This is a genomic window from Sphingopyxis sp. FD7, from assembly GCF_003609835.1.
Taxonomy (GTDB): Bacteria; Pseudomonadota; Alphaproteobacteria; order Sphingomonadales; family Sphingomonadaceae; genus Sphingopyxis.
The window spans coordinates 3680425-3695614 of sequence record NZ_AP017898.1; the positions used below are offsets into that span (position 1 = coordinate 3680425).

Here is a 15190-nt window from a genome sequence, read left to right on the forward strand (position 1 = left end):
GCAGCCGGTCGAAAGCCGGCGTCTGGCGAAATAAATATAGTCTTGACTAACATTTTTCCGGACGACAGTTTCATCCCTACCGAGGGAGGACGGCATGGCGTGGAGCAACTGGTCGGGCAGCGTCACCGCGCGCGCAGCGATCGCGCGCCCGCAAAGCGAGGATGAACTCGCGGCGCTGATCCGCGATGCGCACCGGCTGCGCGTCGTCGGGGCGGGGCACAGTTTCATGCCGCTGTGCGAATCGGACGAGCTGATCGTCAGCCTCGATGCCATGCCGGGCGAGCTTAGCGTCGCGCCCGACCGTCGCAGCGCGCGCATCCCTGCTGGCTGGAGCATCCGGCGGCTGACCGCGGCGCTTTGGGACCATGGCCTCGCGCTCGCCAATCAGGGCGACGTCAATCCGCAATCGCTCGCGGGCGCGATGGCGACGGGCACGCACGGCACCGGCGCCGACCTCGGCTCGCTGTCGAGCTTTGCGCGCGGTTTCCGCTTCGTCGATGCCGCGGGCGAGGCGCATTGGTGCGACGCCCAAACCAACGCCGATCTCTATCAGGCGCAGCGCCTGTCGCTCGGCCTGTTCGGCGTCGTTACCGAAATTGACGTCGCGGTCGTCCCGGCCTTTCACCTTGCCGAACGCATCGAAAAACGCCGCTGGGCCGAGGTGCGCGAAAGCTATGACGAGCTCGAACGTCAGCACCGCCACGTCGAATTCTGGTTCTTTCCGCACAGCGACCAGGTGATCCTGAAAACGCTCGACCCGTGCGACCCATGCGATCCGCCGCCGACGACGACCGACATGGAGGAGGCGACCTTCCGCCGCATCCTCAATGTGTCGGCGCGCCTGCCCTTCCTCACCCCCATGCTTCAGCGGCTGATGATGAAAAGCCCCATTTCGGGCCGCCGCCGCGGCCCGGCGCACGCCGTTTTTCCGTCCGACCGCACGATCCGTTTCGAGGAGATGGAATATGAAATGCCGCGCGCCACCGGGCTGGAGACGCTGGATGAGGTCGTCGGCTGGATTCGTAAAAAGCGCCTGCCCGTCGCCTTTCCCTTTGAATATCGTGTCGTCGCCGACGACGACATCTGGATGAGCCCGATGAATGCGGGGCCGGTGGCCGCCATTTCGATGCACCAATATGCGAAGATGCCGTGGCAAAATCTGTTCGCCGAGGCCGAGGCGATTTTTCGCGGCCATGGCGGCCGCCCGCACTGGGCCAAACGCCACAGCCTGACCCGCGCCGATGTCGCCGCCCTTTATCCGATGGCGCCGCGCTATATTGCGGTCCGCCGCGCCGCCGACCCGGCGGGCAAGTTTCTGAACCCCCATCTCGAAAGCCTCTTCGCATGACCAGCGACCGCATCCTCCACGACGCGCTGATCGGGCGGCAGGGAAGCCGCGCCGACCTCAACACCCCGGTGCTGATCCTCGACCGCGATGCGCTCGACCGCAACATCGCCCGCATGGCGGCGCTCACCAAGGCGGCGGGCGTCGCGCTCCGCCCCCACGCCAAGACGCACAAGAGCGTCGACATCGCGCGGCGCCAGCTCGACGCGGGCGCGGTCGGCGTCTGCTGCGCCAAGATCGGCGAGGCAGAGGTGCTGGCGGACAGCGGCATCACCGGCATCCTCATCACCTCGCCCGTCGCCGCGCCCGCCGCGATCCTGCGCCTCGCCGCGCTGGCGGCGCGCGCCGAGGGGCTGATGGCGGTTGTCGATCATCCCGCGGTTGCGCAGCGTCTGGACGCGGCGCTCGCGGCCGACGGCGCGCAGCTCGACGTCATCATCGACATCGATCCCGGCATCGCGCGCACCGGGGTCGCCTCGGCCGAAGCCGCGGTCGCGCTGGCGCGGACGATCGAGGCGCTGCCGACGCTGACCTATCGCGGCGTGCAATATTACTGCGGGTCGCAGCAGCATATCGAAAGCTATGCCGAACGCCGCGCCGCGATCGTCGAGCGGACGGACTATTTGCAGGGGGTCATCGCCGCGCTGGCGGATGCCGGTTTCGCGCCGCCGATCGTCACCGGGTCGGGCACCGGCACGCACCGCATCGACCTCGACCTCGGCGTCTTCACCGAGCTTCAGGCGGGCAGCTATGTCTTCATGGACAAGCAATATCTCGATTGCGAGCTGGCCGAGGGCGAGGCCGCGCCGTTCGAGATCGCGCTCGCGGTCGATGCGCGCGTCGTCAGCGCCAACCACAGCGGCCTCGTCACGATCGACGCGGGCTTCAAGTCGCTCTCGACCGACGGCGGCGTTGCGGTCGTGCGGCGCGGTGCGCCCGAATCCGCCTTTTTTGCCTTCATGGGCGACGAACATGCGGCGCTGATCGCCCCCGGCATCGGCGAGGCGCTGCTCCCCGGCGATCCGGTCAGCCTGACGGTTCCGCACTGCGACCCGACCGTCAATCTCTACGACCATTATCATGTCGTCGCGGGCGACACGCTGGTCGACATCTGGCCGGTCAGCGCGCGCGGCTGCGCCCGATGACCGCGATGACCGCGACGCCGCGGCCCGCCCCCAAACAGGCGCGCGCGCAGCAGACGCGCGACCGCCTGCTCGACGTCGCGGGAGGCTTGCTCGCCGAGGTCGGGCTGGAGCGGATTTCGACCAATTTGATCGCCGCGCGCGCGGGGGTCAGCCCGCCCGCGCTCTATCGCTATTTCGCCGACAAATATGCGGTGCTGGAGGCGCTGGGGCACCGGCTGATGGACCGGCAGAATGTGGTGCTCGATCGCTGGATCGGCCGTCACGCGCCCGCTGGGATCGCGGCGATGGCGGACCATATCGGCGACCTGCTCGCCGCGAATGCCGCGATAACGCGCGCCGAGCCGGGGGCCGCATGGATATTGCGCGCGCTCCATGCCTCGCCGCAGCTCATCCATGTGCGGCTCGAATCGCACCGCGCGGTGACCGACCGCCTCGCCGCCGCCTGCGCGCCGTATCTGCCGCACCTCGATCCGGCGATCCTCTGGGCGCGGCTGCGCCTCGCGGTCGAGATCGGCTTTGCCGCCGACGAAATGCTCCATGAGGAGGATCATATTGCCGCCGATCGGTTGTTCGCCGATGTCGCGGCGATGCTGCGCACCGCGCTCCTCGATCTCGATACCCCGCACCCTGCCGCAAGCACGCTTCCCTTTCGGCGATCCACGCTTTAGAGGCGGGGGCCTATGGCCGCCGACCGTTCGACCGATTTCCGCCTGCGCCTGCGCCGCGACAGCAACGCCGTCATCGCCTGGGTTCGCGAAATGTGGACGCGGCGCTGGTTCCGCTGGCTCGGCTATCTCGCGGCCGCGGGCCTGTTGGCGATCGCGCTTATCTGGGCGATCTTCGCGCGCGACCTTCCCTCGGTCGACCAGCTGCGCACCTATGAGCCGCCGCTGCCGACGATGGTGCGCGACGGCGAGGGCAAGCCGGTCCACAGCTATGCGCGCGAACGCCGCGTCCAGCTCGACTATAGCGAATATCCGCCGTTGCTCGTGCGCGCCTTCCTCGCGGCGGAGGACAAGACCTTCTTCAGCCATGGCGGGATCGATTATCCGGGCATCGTATCGGCGATCATCACCAACCTGTCGAACAGCGGGCGCCCGGTCGGCGCTTCGACGATCACCCAGCAGGTCGCGAAGAATCTGCTGCTTACCAACGAGCTCAGCTATCGCCGCAAGATTCGCGAGGCGATCCTTGCGATGCGGATCGAGGATGCGCTGACCAAGGAGCAGATTCTCGAACTTTATCTCAACGAAATCCCGCTCGGTCGGCGCAGCTTCGGCGTCCAGGCGGCGAGCCGCGCCTATTTCGACAAGGATGTCGACGAACTGGCGCTGCACGAAATGGCGTTCCTCGCCATCCTGCCCAAGGCGCCCGAACGCTATGGCCGCGCGCGGTTCGAGCGCGACGCGATCGCCCGGCGCAACTTCGTGCTCGGCGCGATGGAGGATAATGGCTGGATCACCGCGGCGCAGCGCGACGCCGCGCGCGCCATGCCGCTCGGCCTCACGACCAGCGGCAACCGCGCCGTGGCGCAGGTCGGCGGCTATTATATGGAAGAGGTGCGACGCCAGCTGATCGCCGAGTTCGGCGAAACCGCCGAAGACGGGCCGCACAGCGTCTATGCCGGCGGCCTGTGGGTGCGCACGCCCTATGACGGCAAGATGCAGGTCGCGGCGACGCGCGCGCTGCGCAAGGGCCTGCAACGCTATGACGCGGGCAAGGGCTGGTCGGGGCCGATCGCGAGGATCGAGGCCGACGAGCAGTGGCAGAGCCGCCTCGCGTCGAGCTTCATCGGCATCGACTATGACAATTGGCGCGTCGCGGCGGTGCTCTCGAAGAGTGGGGGCGCGGCGCGTATCGGCTTTGCCGATGGCGACACCGGCACGCTCCCCGCGAGCGCCGCGACGATGGGTTATCGCCGCACGGGCGGCAGCGCCTTTTCGGCGCTGCGTCCGGGCGATCTGATCGTCGTCAAATCGACCGGCGGCAACAACTATGCCTTGCGCAACATCCCCGAAGTGTCGGGCGGCATGGTCGTTGAAAGTCCGCATTCGGGGCGCATCTATGCGATGCAGGGCGGCTTCGACGTCCGCCTGTCACCTTTCAACCGCGCAACGCAGGCGGAGCGCCAGCCGGGTTCGACGATCAAGCCCTTCGTTTACGCCGCGGCGCTCGACAATGGCATGACCCCGGCGACGATGATCGTCGACGGGCCCTTCTGTGTCTATCAGGGCGCGCGTTTCGGCAACAAATGTTTCCGCAACTTCGGGGGCGCCGGCGGGTCGGGCGAACATACGATGCGCTGGGGGCTTGAACAGTCGCGCAACCTGATGACGGTGCGGGCGGCGAGCCAGATCGGCATGGAGCCTGTCGTCGAAATGATCGCCCGGATGGGCATCGGCCAGCACGAACCCTATCTCTCGACCGCGCTCGGCGCCGGATCGACGACGGTGGAAAAGATGACCAATGCCTATGCCATGCTTGCGAACCACGGTCGCGAGCTCAAACCGCGCGTCATCGACTATGCGCAGGACCGCCGCGGAAAGGTCATCTTTCCCCGGAACTGGAAACCGTGCGACGGTTGCAACATGAAGGATTGGGATGGCCGTCCGATGCCGCGTTTCGCGCGCTCGGGGCGGCAACTGATGGATCCGATGACCGCCTATCAGGTCGTCCACATGCTTGAAGGTGTCGTCCAGCGCGGCACGGCAGTGCGGCTGCGCGACCTCGATGTGCCGCTGTTCGGCAAGACGGGCACGACCTCTGGCCCGAACGACGTCTGGTTCGTCGGCGGCACGCCCGACGTCGTCGCGGGCATGTATATTGGTTTCGACCAGCCGCGCAGCATGGGCGGCTATGCCCAGGGCAGCAGCTATGCGGCGCCGATTTTCAAGGACTTCGCGCTCGAAGCGCTTGCCGATCGCCAGCCGATTCCCTTTGCCGCGCCCAAGGGGATACGGATGGTCCGCATCGACCGTCGGTCGGGACGCCGCGTCTATGGCAGCTGGCCGGGGACCGATCCGCTCGCGGCAATCATCTGGGAAGCGTTCAAGCCCGAAAGCGAGCCCCGGCGCACGATCCGCGAAGATGAAATCAAGCCGCCCAAGACCCCGCAGCGACAGGACGCGCCCGTCGAGCAGCGGCCCGCGCGCCGCAGCGACAGCGAGTTCCTGGAGGATCGCGGCGGCATCATCTGACGCTGCGCGCCTTCTTTCGACCTGCCTTTTCTTGACGGCCGCAAAGCCCTAAGGCCGGGGTCGACATTTTTCAGGAGCCAAGAACATGCGCGCCGAAGCGCAGGATCATATCGACAAGATTACCGCCGCCCTCGCGCTGCTGCGCCGCTTTCTCGACTGGGATCGCGCGGTGCGCCGTCTCGACGAACTCAATGCCAAGGTCGAAGACCCGACGCTGTGGGATAATCCCAAGGCGGCGCAGGAGGTCATGCGTGAACGCCGCCGCCTCGATGAGGCGATTACCGCGACGCGCGCGATCGAGCGCGAATGCGCCGACACCGCCGAACTGATCGAACTGGCCGAGATGGAGGGCGACGAGGCGATGGTCGATGAGGCCGTCGCCAGCCTCGCCGCGCTCGCCGCGCGCGCCGAGGAGGACAAGGTAAAGGCGCTGCTCGCGGGCGAGGCCGACGGCAACGACTGCTATATCGAAGTGCATGCAGGCGCGGGGGGCACCGAAAGCCAGGACTGGGCCGAAATGCTCCAGCGTATGTATATGCGCTGGGCCGAAAAGCGCGGGCTGAAGGTTGAGCTGATCGAATATCAGGCGGGTGAACAGGCGGGCATCAAATCGGCGACGATGCTCGTGAAGGGCGAAAATGCCTATGGCTATGCCAAGACCGAAAGCGGCGTCCACCGCCTCGTCCGCATCTCGCCCTACGACAGCTCGGCGCGCCGCCACACCAGCTTTTCGAGCGTCTGGGTCTATCCGGTGATCGACGACAATATCGAGATAGAGATCAACGAGAGCGACCTCAAGATCGACACCTATCGCGCTTCGGGCGCGGGCGGGCAGCATGTCAACACGACCGATTCGGCGGTGCGCATCACGCACATCCCGACGGGTATCGTCGTCGCCAGCCAGAACGACCGTTCGCAGCACAAGAATCGCGCGACCGCGATGGGGATGCTGAAAGCGCGGATGTACGAGGCCGAGCTGCAAAAGCGCGAGGCCGCGGCGTCGGGCGAATATCAGGCGAAGACCGAGATCGGCTGGGGCCACCAGATACGCTCCTATGTGCTGCAACCCTATCAGCTGGTGAAGGATCTCAGAACCGGTGTCACCTCGACCGCGCCCGGCGACGTGCTCGACGGCGCGCTCGATCCCTTCATGGCGGCGGCGCTGTCGCAGAAGGTGACGGGCGAAAAGGTCGACGTCGAGGATATCGACTGATGCGGCGCGGCGCCCTCGCTGCGCTGGCGCTGCTGCCGCTGCTCGGCGGCTGCGACGGCCCGTGGAGCGAGGACAGCAGCCGCATCGAAACCGCGCGCGACTTTCCGCCCGCCGACCGCCCCGTCGCGCCGACCGTCTCGACCAAATGGTCGACCGAGGAAGCGCGCGACCGCGTCAACGAGGCCGAGGATGTCATGGACTCGGCCGACGTCCGCCCCGGCATGACCGTCGCCGACATCGGCGCGGGCGACGGCTATTATACCGTGCGCCTCGCGCAGCGCGTCGGCGCCGCGGGGCGCGTGCTGGCGCAGGACATCATCCCGGAGGTGATCGAGCGGCTCGCCGATCGCGTCGCGCGCGAACGGCTCGACAATGTCTCGCTCAAACTCGGCGCGGTCGATGATCCGCGCCTGCCGGCGGCCAGCTTCGACCGCGTGTTCATGGTCCATATGTATCACGAGATCGGCGAACCCTATGCCTTCCTCTGGCGGCTGCGCCCCGCGCTGCGCGAGGGCGGACATGTGATCGTCGTCGACGGCGACCGTCCGATCGCGCAGCATGGCACACCCTTCCGCCTGCTCGTCTGCGAGTTCGAGGCGGTGGGCTACAAGCTCGTCTCCTATGACGACAAGCAGCATGCCGGCGGCTATCTCGCGCGCTTCGTCCCCGAAGGCGAGCGCCCCGCGCCCGATGCGATCCAGGTCTGCGACAATCCGTGAGCGATCAATAAACGATCAGCCGGTCCTCTGCCGCGAGCGCGGCGAGAAAGCTGACGACCCCGCCCGCCCTGATTCCGCCGACGATGCGGTCTGCGGTCAGGTCGGCGAGCGCAAGCCCCGATTGGCACACGATGATCTCGACCCCGCTCGCCAGCGCCTCGTCGATCAGTTCGCCCAGCCCCGGCAGCCCCGCGGCGCGGCGCGCGCCGTCGCCCGCAAAGCCCGCGGGCGCACGCAGCATCGCGGCGGCGTCGCTCTGCAGGAACAGGCGCGCGTTTTGCCCCAGCGCGGCGGCGGCGATCGCGGTCTCCAGCGCCGCGCAAAAGCGCCGCCCCTCGGCCGCCGCGACGATGATGTTCAGTCCCGGCATATCGGGCACTCCGGCTCCTTCGCGACCGCCACCTCGCGCCAGCGCCGGTCGAGCATGTCGATGATCGCCAGCCGCCCGGCGAGCGGCGTCCCCCAGCCCGCCAGCGCGCGCACCACTTCCAGCGCCGCCATCGTCCCCACCATCCCCGCGAGCGCGCCCATCACGCCCTGCTCGGCGCAGTTGATTCCCGGCCGGTCGGGATCGTCGCCGACCAGGCAGGCATAGCAGGGACTCGCGGCGCGCCACCCCTCGTAAAGCGCGACCTGCCCCTCGAACGCGCCGATGGCCGCCGAGAGCAGGGGGATTTGCAGCGCCACCGACGCACGGTTGACCGCCAGTCGCGTAGCGAAATTGTCGCAGCCGTCGAGGATCAGGCTCGCGCCCGCCAGCAGCGCCGCGGCGTTGACCGCGTCCAGCCGTTCGGCGGCCGCAATGGCCTCGACATGGGGATTGATCCGCCGCGCCGCATCGGCCGCGACCGCCGCCTTCGATGCGCCGATGTCGGCGTCGGTGAACAGGGGTTGGCGCTGCAGGTTCGACAGCTCGACGACATCATGGTCGATGATCGTCAGCCGCCCGACCCCTGCGGCGGCCAGATAGGTGATCGCGGGACAACCGATCCCGCCCGCGCCGACGATCGCGACATGGCTCCCCTTCAGCTTCGCCTGTCCCGCGCCGCCGAACGCGGGCAGGACGATCTGGCGGGCGTAACGGTCGAGTTCGGCGTCGGACAACAAGCCTATTCGCCCGGCCGCCGCATCCTGATCGCGGAGAGCGAGGCGAGTTTTGCCCGCGTGCCGGTCCCTTCTTCCTCTTCCTCGGTGCCGCCACTCGCAACGCCCGTCGATCCGAACCCGCCCGCGCCGCGCGCGGTGTCGTCCAGCCTGTCGACCTCGGCAAAGGCCGCGCGCTGAACGGGCGCGGGCACGAGCTGCGCGATGCGGTCGCCGCGCCTGATCTCGAAAGGCTCGTCGCTCAGGTTGGCGAGGATCACCTTCACTTCGCCGCGATAGTCGCTGTCGATGGTCCCCGGCGTGTTGAGGCAGGTGATGCCATGCTTGAGCGCCAGCCCCGAGCGCGGCCGCACCTGCACCTCATATCCCGGCGGGATCGCCATCGCGAACCCCGTCGCGACCGCGTGGCGCGTGCCGGGGCGGATCGTCAGCGTTTCGGCCGCGACGACATCCATCCCCGCCGCGCCGCCCGACGCATAGGCGGGCAGGGGCAGGCCGCCGCCGTTCGGCAGGCGCTGGATCGCGATTTCAATCGCGGTCGAGTGGGGCGCGTTGTTCGAGCTCATCGGCGATCTTTTCCATCAATTTGCGGGCGACGGCGGCTTTGGGCAGCCGGTCCCAGCTGTCTACCCCGTCTTTGCTAACGATATGCACCCGATTGCTTTCGCCGCCCATGGGGTCGGCCGACACATCGTTGGCGACGATCCAGTCGCACCCCTTGCGTGCCAGCTTTGCCTCGGCGTGCGCGATGACATCGTTGGTTTCGGCGGCAAAGCCGATCAGCAGCGGCGGGCGTTCGGGCGACTTCGCGACGCTTGCCAATATGTCGGGATTTTCGGCGAGCGCGAGCGGCGGCACGGCGCCGCTGCCGTCCTTCTTGATCTTTTGTTCCGCGGGGTCGGCCGCCCGCCAGTCGGCGACGGCAGCAACCATGATCGCGGCGTCGACGGGCAGGCCCTGCCGCACTTCGTCGGCCATTTCGCGCGCCGTCTCGACGTCGACGCGGATCACCCCCGGGGGCGTCGGCAGCGGCACCGGCCCGGCGATCAGCAGCACCTCGGCCCCCGCATTGGCGGCGGCGGCGGCGATCGCAAAGCCCTGCTTGCCGCTCGACCGGTTGGCGATATAGCGCACGGGGTCGATCGGCTCGTGCGTCGGCCCCGCAGTCACGAGGATGCGGCGGCCGTGGAGCGGGCGGTGGTTCGCGGGCGCGAAATCGGGTTGCCCCGACAGGATCGACGGCGCGGGCGCGTTCGCCAGCGCCGCCTCGATCGCCGCGAAAATGGCGTCGGGTTCGGGCAGGCGGCCGGGGCCATATTCGCCGCACGCCATCTCGCCCTCGTCGGGCTCCATCACCGTCACCCCGTCGCCGCGCAGCGTGGCGACATTGCGCTGCGTCGCGGGGTGCAGCCACATCCGCACATTCATCGCGGGCGCGGCGAGCACCGGCTTGTCGGTCGCGAGCAGCAACGTCGTCGCCAGATCGTCGGCGATACCGCCCGCCATTTTGGCGAGCAGATCGGCGGTTGCGGGCGCGACGACGACCAGGTCGGCCTCGCGGCTCAGCTGGATATGCCCCATCTCGACCTCGTCCTTCAGGTCGAACAGGTCAGTGTAAACCTTGTATTCGGACAGCGCGGCGAGAGTCAACGGCGTGACGAATTGTGCGCCCGCTCGCGTGAGGACGCAGCGAACGACATAGCCCGCCTTGCGAAGCACGCGGACAAGCTCGATGCTTTTATATGCGGCAATGCCGCCGCCGACGATGAGCAGGATGCGGGGCTGGGTCATCAGGTCAGAACCCCGTGGTCAGCATGTCGAGCGCGCCCATGATCGCATAATGCTCCGCTTCAAGATTGGCGACCGGGCGTTGCAGACGCTCGAACGGAATCGCAAAGATCAGATGCGTCGCCATTACCAATGTTTGGCCGTTGACCGTCAAGAGCGGGTTTAGCCGCGGGATTGGTTCGACTTTCGCGGTCGGCATCAGCGGCACGACGACGCGCGACGCCAGATGATCGAGCACGTCGGCCTGGCAATCGAGAAGCAGCCCGCGACCGGGAGCACCGGGGTAGACGTCGTATCGCGCCATTCAGAGCTGCCGATACTCGTCATAGGGCATTCCGTTTTCCCGAATATAGTCGTTCCAGCTTTCGATCGCGGCACGGTTTTCCTTTTTCCAGACCAACTCGCGAGCCTTCTTCACCTCGGCTGCCAACCCCGACTGGCAGGCCTCGCTGACGTTGATGCCCAGCTTTCGCGCTTCCTCGACCAGCTCGGCGTTCAGCGACACATTGGTCGGCTTTTTGGGGCCTTCAAATCGCGCCGGACGGTTCATCCCCATTCTCCTTGCGCATAACATATGCGCATTGGATTTCCGATTCAACCCAGCCAGTTCAGCGCCGCGGCACCCGCCGCCGCGCCGACCAGCGCGGTCAGCGCGTAACGCCACCAGACGCGCCGCTCGCCGCGCTCCCACATCAAGGGAATGTCGGGCAGCGGCGGCGCGGGCGGCGCGGCGCCCTTGCGCGGCAATTGTTCGTCGAGGCGGCGGATGATGTCGGGGATCAGCGCCAGCGTCCGGCCCTGCTCGCGCAGCCCGTCGGCGAGCGCGGCTTCGGGGCCCAGCTCGTCGCGGATCCATTCCTTCACGAACGGTCCCGACACGTCCCACATGTTGATTTTGGGATTCAGCATCGTCGCGACGCCCTCGACCATCACCATCGTTTTCTGGAGCAAGAGAAGGTGCGGCTGCGTCTGCATGTCGAAATCGCGCGTGATCGCGAACAGCCCGTCGAGCATCTGCCCGACGCTGAGCTCGCTCACCGGCTTGCCGCGCATCGGCTCGCCGACCGCGCGCAGCGCCGTCGCGAACTCCTCGACATTGTGGTAATCGGGCACATATTGCGCCTCGAAATGAATCTCGGCGACGCGGCGGTAATTGCCCGTCGTCAGCCCATAGAGGATTTCGGCCAGCCAGTAGCGCGCCTGCCGGTTGATTCGCCCCATGATGCCGAAATCGACGGCGGCGATCGTCCCGTCGGCCTTTACGAACAAATTGCCCTGGTGCATGTCGGCGTGGAAAAAGCCTTCCGCAATCGCCTGCCGCAGAAAGGCGTGGACCAGGTTTGCCGCCAGCTTCTCCATGTCGTGCCCGGCGGCGACCAGCGCGTCGCGGTGCGAAATCTTGATGCCGTCGATCCAGCTCATCGTCATCACGCGGCTGTTGGTGCGGTCCCAGTCGATCGCGGGCACTTCATATTCGGGCACCGCCGCCATCGCGTCGGACAATTCCGAAGCCGAGGCCGCCTCGCGCCGCAGGTCGAGTTCGCGCAAGGTCCAGCGGCGGAAATTGGCGATCACCTGCCGCGGGCGCAGCCGCGACGCCTCGCCGCCGAAGGCTTCGAGATGCGCAGCCGCCCATTCATAGGTTTCGATGTCGCGCGCGAACTGTTTGTCGATGCCGGGGCGGCGGATCTTGACCGCGACGCGGCGCCCGTCGGTGGTGACCGCGCGGTGGACCTGCGCGATCGACGCCGATCCGACGGGATCGGGGTCGAAATCGCTAAAGAGGCTTTCGAGCGGCGCCTCGAAGGTCGCCTCGATCTCCTGCCGGATGCGCGCAAAGCCGACGGGGGGCAGCGCGTCCTGCAGGGTGAGCAGGTTGCGCGCGGCGTCCTCGCCGACCAGGTCGGGCCGCGTCGCCAGCGTCTGGCCCAGCTTCACCGCGGCGGGGCCGATCGCCTGAAAGGCGGCGGCATAGTCGGGAGTTTTCGGCTGGATCGTGCCGAGCCGCGCGATCCGGCACAGCCGCTTGACGCCGGGCGGGGTCGCCGGTGCCGTCTCGATCCCGCGCAGCGCGCCGTGGCGCGCGAGGATACGGCCCCATTTCAGCAGACGGGCAATATGGGTGACAGGACGGGTCATCCTGTCTCCCCTCCCGCTTGCGGGAGGGGCTGGGGGTGGGCAGCGACGGCGCGGATGGTCCGCCCCGCTGCGCCCCGGATCAAGTCGGGGGCTCGCTGCCCCTCCCGCACGCGGGAGGGGATAAATAGCGGAGTCACCCTCACGCCTTCCACCCGCTGTGAATCGCGACCAGCCCGCCCAGGATCGGTTCGACCCTGACCGCAGTGAAACCCGCCTCACCGATGATCCGGGCAAACTCGGGCATTGGCGGAAAGCGGCGGATCGATTCGATCAGGTAACGATAGCTGTCCTCGTCGCCCGCGATCAGCTTGCCGAGCTTCGGCACCAGATGGTGCGAATAGGCGTCATAGGCCCGTGCGAACCCCGGCCACTCGTTTGTCGAAAACTCCAGGCAGAAAAAGCGTCCGCCAAAGCGCAGCACGCGGTGCGCTTCGCTGAGCGCCGCAGGGATGTCGGTGACGTTGCGGATGCCGAAAGCGATCGTATAGGCGTCGAAAAAGCGGTCGGGAAAGGTCAGCTTTTCGGCATTTTGTTCGGACCAGACCAGGCTGTCGATGCCGCGCGCCGCCGCGCGCTCCATCCCGACGCCCAGCATATCGGGGTTGATGTCGGCCACCGTGATGCTCGCGCCCGACGGTTCCATGCGGAACGCGATGTCGCCCGTGCCGCCCGCCATGTCGAGGATCGCCTCGCCCGCGCGCGGCTTGACGCGGCGCACGAAGCGGTCCTTCCACAAACGGTGCATCCCGCCCGACATCGCGTCGTTCATGATGTCATATTTGCGCGCGACGCGGCTGAACACCTCGCCGACCATCGCGGTCTTCGCGCCCGCGGGAACCTGCTCATAGCCAAAGCTGACGGTATCGGGAGTGGCCATCGTTTGCGCGCCTTTCGCGGGGGAGATCATCGGTTGCGTCGGCCTTTAGCCGGGCCTTGCCGCGCGCGCAAATGGCGCGTAGCCCGATGCGCGATATGCCCGAACTTCCTGAAGTCGAAACCACCGTGCGCGGCCTCGCGCCCTTTCTCGAGGGGCAAAGGCTGGCGGCCGTCACCACCTTTCGCCCCGACCTGCGCCGCCCCTTTCCCGCCGACCTCGCGCAGCGCCTCACCGGCGCCACCGTGACCGCTCTGTCGCGCCGCGCCAAATATGGCATCGTTTCGACCGACCGCGACGATCATATGATCTTTCACCTCGGCATGTCGGGGCGCTGGCGGACCGAGGGGGGCGAGCCGGGCAGGCACGACCATCTGCTTCTCGAAACCGCGGCGGGGCACCGGCTCTTTCTCCACGACCCGCGGCGCTTCGGCTCGGTCGATCTGGTCGCGGGCGATCCGCTGGCGGCGTTCGCGGCGTTCGTGATGCTCGGCCCCGAACCGCTGTCGGACGCGTTCGACGCCGCCCATCTGGTGCGCGCCTTCGCGGGGCGACGCGCGCCCGTGAAGGCGATGCTGCTCGACCAGACTATCGTCGCGGGGCTCGGCAACATCTATGTTTGCGAGGCGCTCAACATGGCGCGCATCTCGCCGCTGAAGCCCGCCGCCGACGTGCCTAAAGCCAGAATCGGCGCGCTCGTGCCCGCGATCAAGACGGTGCTCGCCGCCGCGATCGCCGCGGGCGGTTCGACGCTGCGCGATTTTTTGAGCCCCGAGGGCGACCTTGGCTATTTCGCAAAGGATTGGCGCGTCTATGGCCGCGAGGGCGATCGTTGCGAATGCGGCGGCGCGATCGTGCGCGTCGTGCAGTCGGGGCGCTCGACCTTTTACTGCCGCAAATGCCAGCGTTGAGCCCGGATATTGCCGCAAGGCATTGACCAAATCGCCTGTCATCGCTATGCGCGCACCCTTCGAGCAGGGTCCGGTCGTCCGGAACCGGCCACATCCGGACATTGATTCGCTGCTCCGCGCGCGATTCGGCTGCTCCGATGCGGCTGCGCTCCGACCATGTTGACCGTTTGAGATTAGAGGATTTTATGGCCAATACGCCGCAGGCAAAGAAGCGCATCCGCCGCAACCAGGCGCGCGCCGTCGTGAACAAGAATCGCGTTTCGCGCATCCGCACGCTCGTCAAGAAGGTCGAAGCCGCCGTCGCCACGGGCGACAAGGACGCCGCCGCGACCGCGCTGAAGGCGGCGCAGCCCGAAATGGCGCGCGGCGTTGCCAAGGGCGTCCTCCACAAGAACACGGTCGCACGCAAATATGCGCGCCTGACCAAGAGCGTGAACGCGATCGCCTGATCTCACTTGTCCCGAAAGGGAACAAAAAGGACTCGTCGGCTTCTTGCCTGCGGGTCCTTTTTTGCGTGCTTTATTGTGACGTCGCGATGGCAATAGTGTTGCAGCGCGGTAAGTGGCGGATTTTCGGCGATTCGTTGGAATTGCCTCCGCATGCGTCATGTAAGCATATGAAATTAATGAAAAAAAACGCTCATTAACGCGATTCCGCGAGCGGGGGCGAGTCAAGATTTTTATTTCAGTATTTTTACATGAGCGCCCCTTGATCGACTCGGCGCGCCTTGCCTAGACAGGTGCGTCGTCGGCCTT

Annotated in this window: 15 protein-coding genes and 1 pseudogene; 8 read left to right on the forward strand and 8 right to left on the reverse strand. The window is 67.1% G+C overall.

The genetic code is table 11. From position 1 onward, the window contains the following. The first annotated feature begins 94 nt into the window (after positions 1-94). The 6 genes from SPYCA_RS17760 (at position 95) to SPYCA_RS17785 (ending at position 7619) form a co-directional block, all read left to right on the forward strand. Complete coding sequence (locus SPYCA_RS17760; protein ID WP_120222039.1) at positions 95-1348, forward strand: D-arabinono-1,4-lactone oxidase; 1254 nt, start codon at positions 95-97, stop codon at positions 1346-1348. Then, positions 1345-2490 (forward strand): DSD1 family PLP-dependent enzyme, encoded by a 1146-nt coding sequence (locus SPYCA_RS17765; protein ID WP_120222040.1) that lies wholly within the window; start codon positions 1345-1347, stop codon positions 2488-2490. Before SPYCA_RS17760 ends, SPYCA_RS17765 begins: the two co-directional genes overlap by 4 nt. Next, positions 2487-3158 carry a TetR/AcrR family transcriptional regulator gene (locus SPYCA_RS17770; protein ID WP_232003405.1) on the forward strand — a complete coding sequence of 224 codons (672 nt, stop codon included), beginning with the start codon at positions 2487-2489 and terminating at the stop codon, positions 3156-3158. Before SPYCA_RS17765 ends, SPYCA_RS17770 begins: the two co-directional genes overlap by 4 nt. Before the next feature lie 12 nt (positions 3159-3170). Then, positions 3171-5687 (forward strand): penicillin-binding protein 1A, encoded by a 2517-nt coding sequence (locus SPYCA_RS17775; protein ID WP_120222042.1) that lies wholly within the window; start codon positions 3171-3173, stop codon positions 5685-5687. Positions 5688-5772: 85 nt separating this feature from the next. Next, a complete protein-coding gene (gene prfB, locus SPYCA_RS17780) occupies positions 5773-6900 on the forward strand; it encodes a peptide chain release factor 2 (protein WP_120222043.1) in 1128 nt (375 codons plus the stop codon). Next, positions 6900-7619, forward strand: coding sequence for a class I SAM-dependent methyltransferase (locus tag SPYCA_RS17785; protein ID WP_120222044.1), 720 nt, complete (start codon positions 6900-6902; stop codon positions 7617-7619). Before prfB ends, SPYCA_RS17785 begins: the two co-directional genes overlap by 1 nt. A gap of 4 nt (positions 7620-7623) precedes the next feature. Here SPYCA_RS17785 and SPYCA_RS17790 read toward each other — a convergent pair whose 3' ends face one another. The 8 genes and pseudogenes from SPYCA_RS17790 to SPYCA_RS17825 all read right to left on the reverse strand — a co-directional run bounded on the left by SPYCA_RS17790 (position 7624) and on the right by SPYCA_RS17825 (position 13527). Further along, positions 7624-7989 (reverse strand): DsrE family protein, encoded by a 366-nt coding sequence (locus tag SPYCA_RS17790; protein ID WP_120222045.1) that lies wholly within the window; start codon positions 7987-7989, stop codon positions 7624-7626. Further along, the gene (locus SPYCA_RS17795; RefSeq protein WP_172595126.1) at positions 7977-8726 is read right to left on the reverse strand and encodes a HesA/MoeB/ThiF family protein; all 750 of its coding nucleotides are present in this window, start codon (positions 8724-8726) and stop codon (positions 7977-7979) included. Before SPYCA_RS17795 ends, SPYCA_RS17790 begins: the two co-directional genes overlap by 13 nt. Positions 8727-8827: 101 nt before the next feature. Beyond that, positions 8828-9289, reverse strand: a pseudogene (gene dut, locus SPYCA_RS17800) (dUTP diphosphatase); the annotation flags it as partial. Further along, on the reverse strand, positions 9252-10514 hold the full coding sequence (gene coaBC / locus SPYCA_RS17805; protein ID WP_120222048.1) for a bifunctional phosphopantothenoylcysteine decarboxylase/phosphopantothenate--cysteine ligase CoaBC: 1263 nt from the start codon (positions 10512-10514) through the stop codon (positions 9252-9254). The gene coaBC and the pseudogene dut, both read right to left, overlap by 38 nt. A gap of 4 nt (positions 10515-10518) precedes the next feature. After that, complete coding sequence (locus SPYCA_RS17810; RefSeq protein ID WP_120222050.1) at positions 10519-10815, reverse strand: CcdB family protein; 297 nt, start codon at positions 10813-10815, stop codon at positions 10519-10521. After that, on the reverse strand, positions 10816-11061 hold the full coding sequence (locus tag SPYCA_RS17815) for a type II toxin-antitoxin system CcdA family antitoxin (protein WP_120222051.1): 246 nt from the start codon (positions 11059-11061) through the stop codon (positions 10816-10818). A gap of 44 nt (positions 11062-11105) precedes the next feature. Next, complete coding sequence (gene ubiB, locus SPYCA_RS17820; protein ID WP_120222052.1) at positions 11106-12650, reverse strand: 2-polyprenylphenol 6-hydroxylase; 1545 nt, start codon at positions 12648-12650, stop codon at positions 11106-11108. A gap of 139 nt (positions 12651-12789) precedes the next feature. Beyond that, positions 12790-13527 carry a class I SAM-dependent methyltransferase gene (locus tag SPYCA_RS17825; protein ID WP_120222053.1) on the reverse strand — a complete coding sequence of 246 codons (738 nt, stop codon included), beginning with the start codon at positions 13525-13527 and terminating at the stop codon, positions 12790-12792. A gap of 95 nt (positions 13528-13622) precedes the next feature. On the opposite strand from SPYCA_RS17825, the gene mutM reads away from it, so the two are divergent. Together mutM and rpsT are read left to right on the forward strand one after the other, a co-directional pair. Beyond that, positions 13623-14435, forward strand: a complete 813-nt coding sequence (gene mutM, locus SPYCA_RS17830) for a bifunctional DNA-formamidopyrimidine glycosylase/DNA-(apurinic or apyrimidinic site) lyase (RefSeq protein WP_120222427.1) — start codon at positions 13623-13625, stop codon at positions 14433-14435. A 185-nt stretch (positions 14436-14620) separates the two neighbouring features. After that, positions 14621-14884, forward strand: coding sequence for a 30S ribosomal protein S20 (rpsT, locus tag SPYCA_RS17835; protein ID WP_120222054.1), 264 nt, complete (start codon positions 14621-14623; stop codon positions 14882-14884). The last annotated feature ends 306 nt before the right edge of the window (positions 14885-15190 follow it).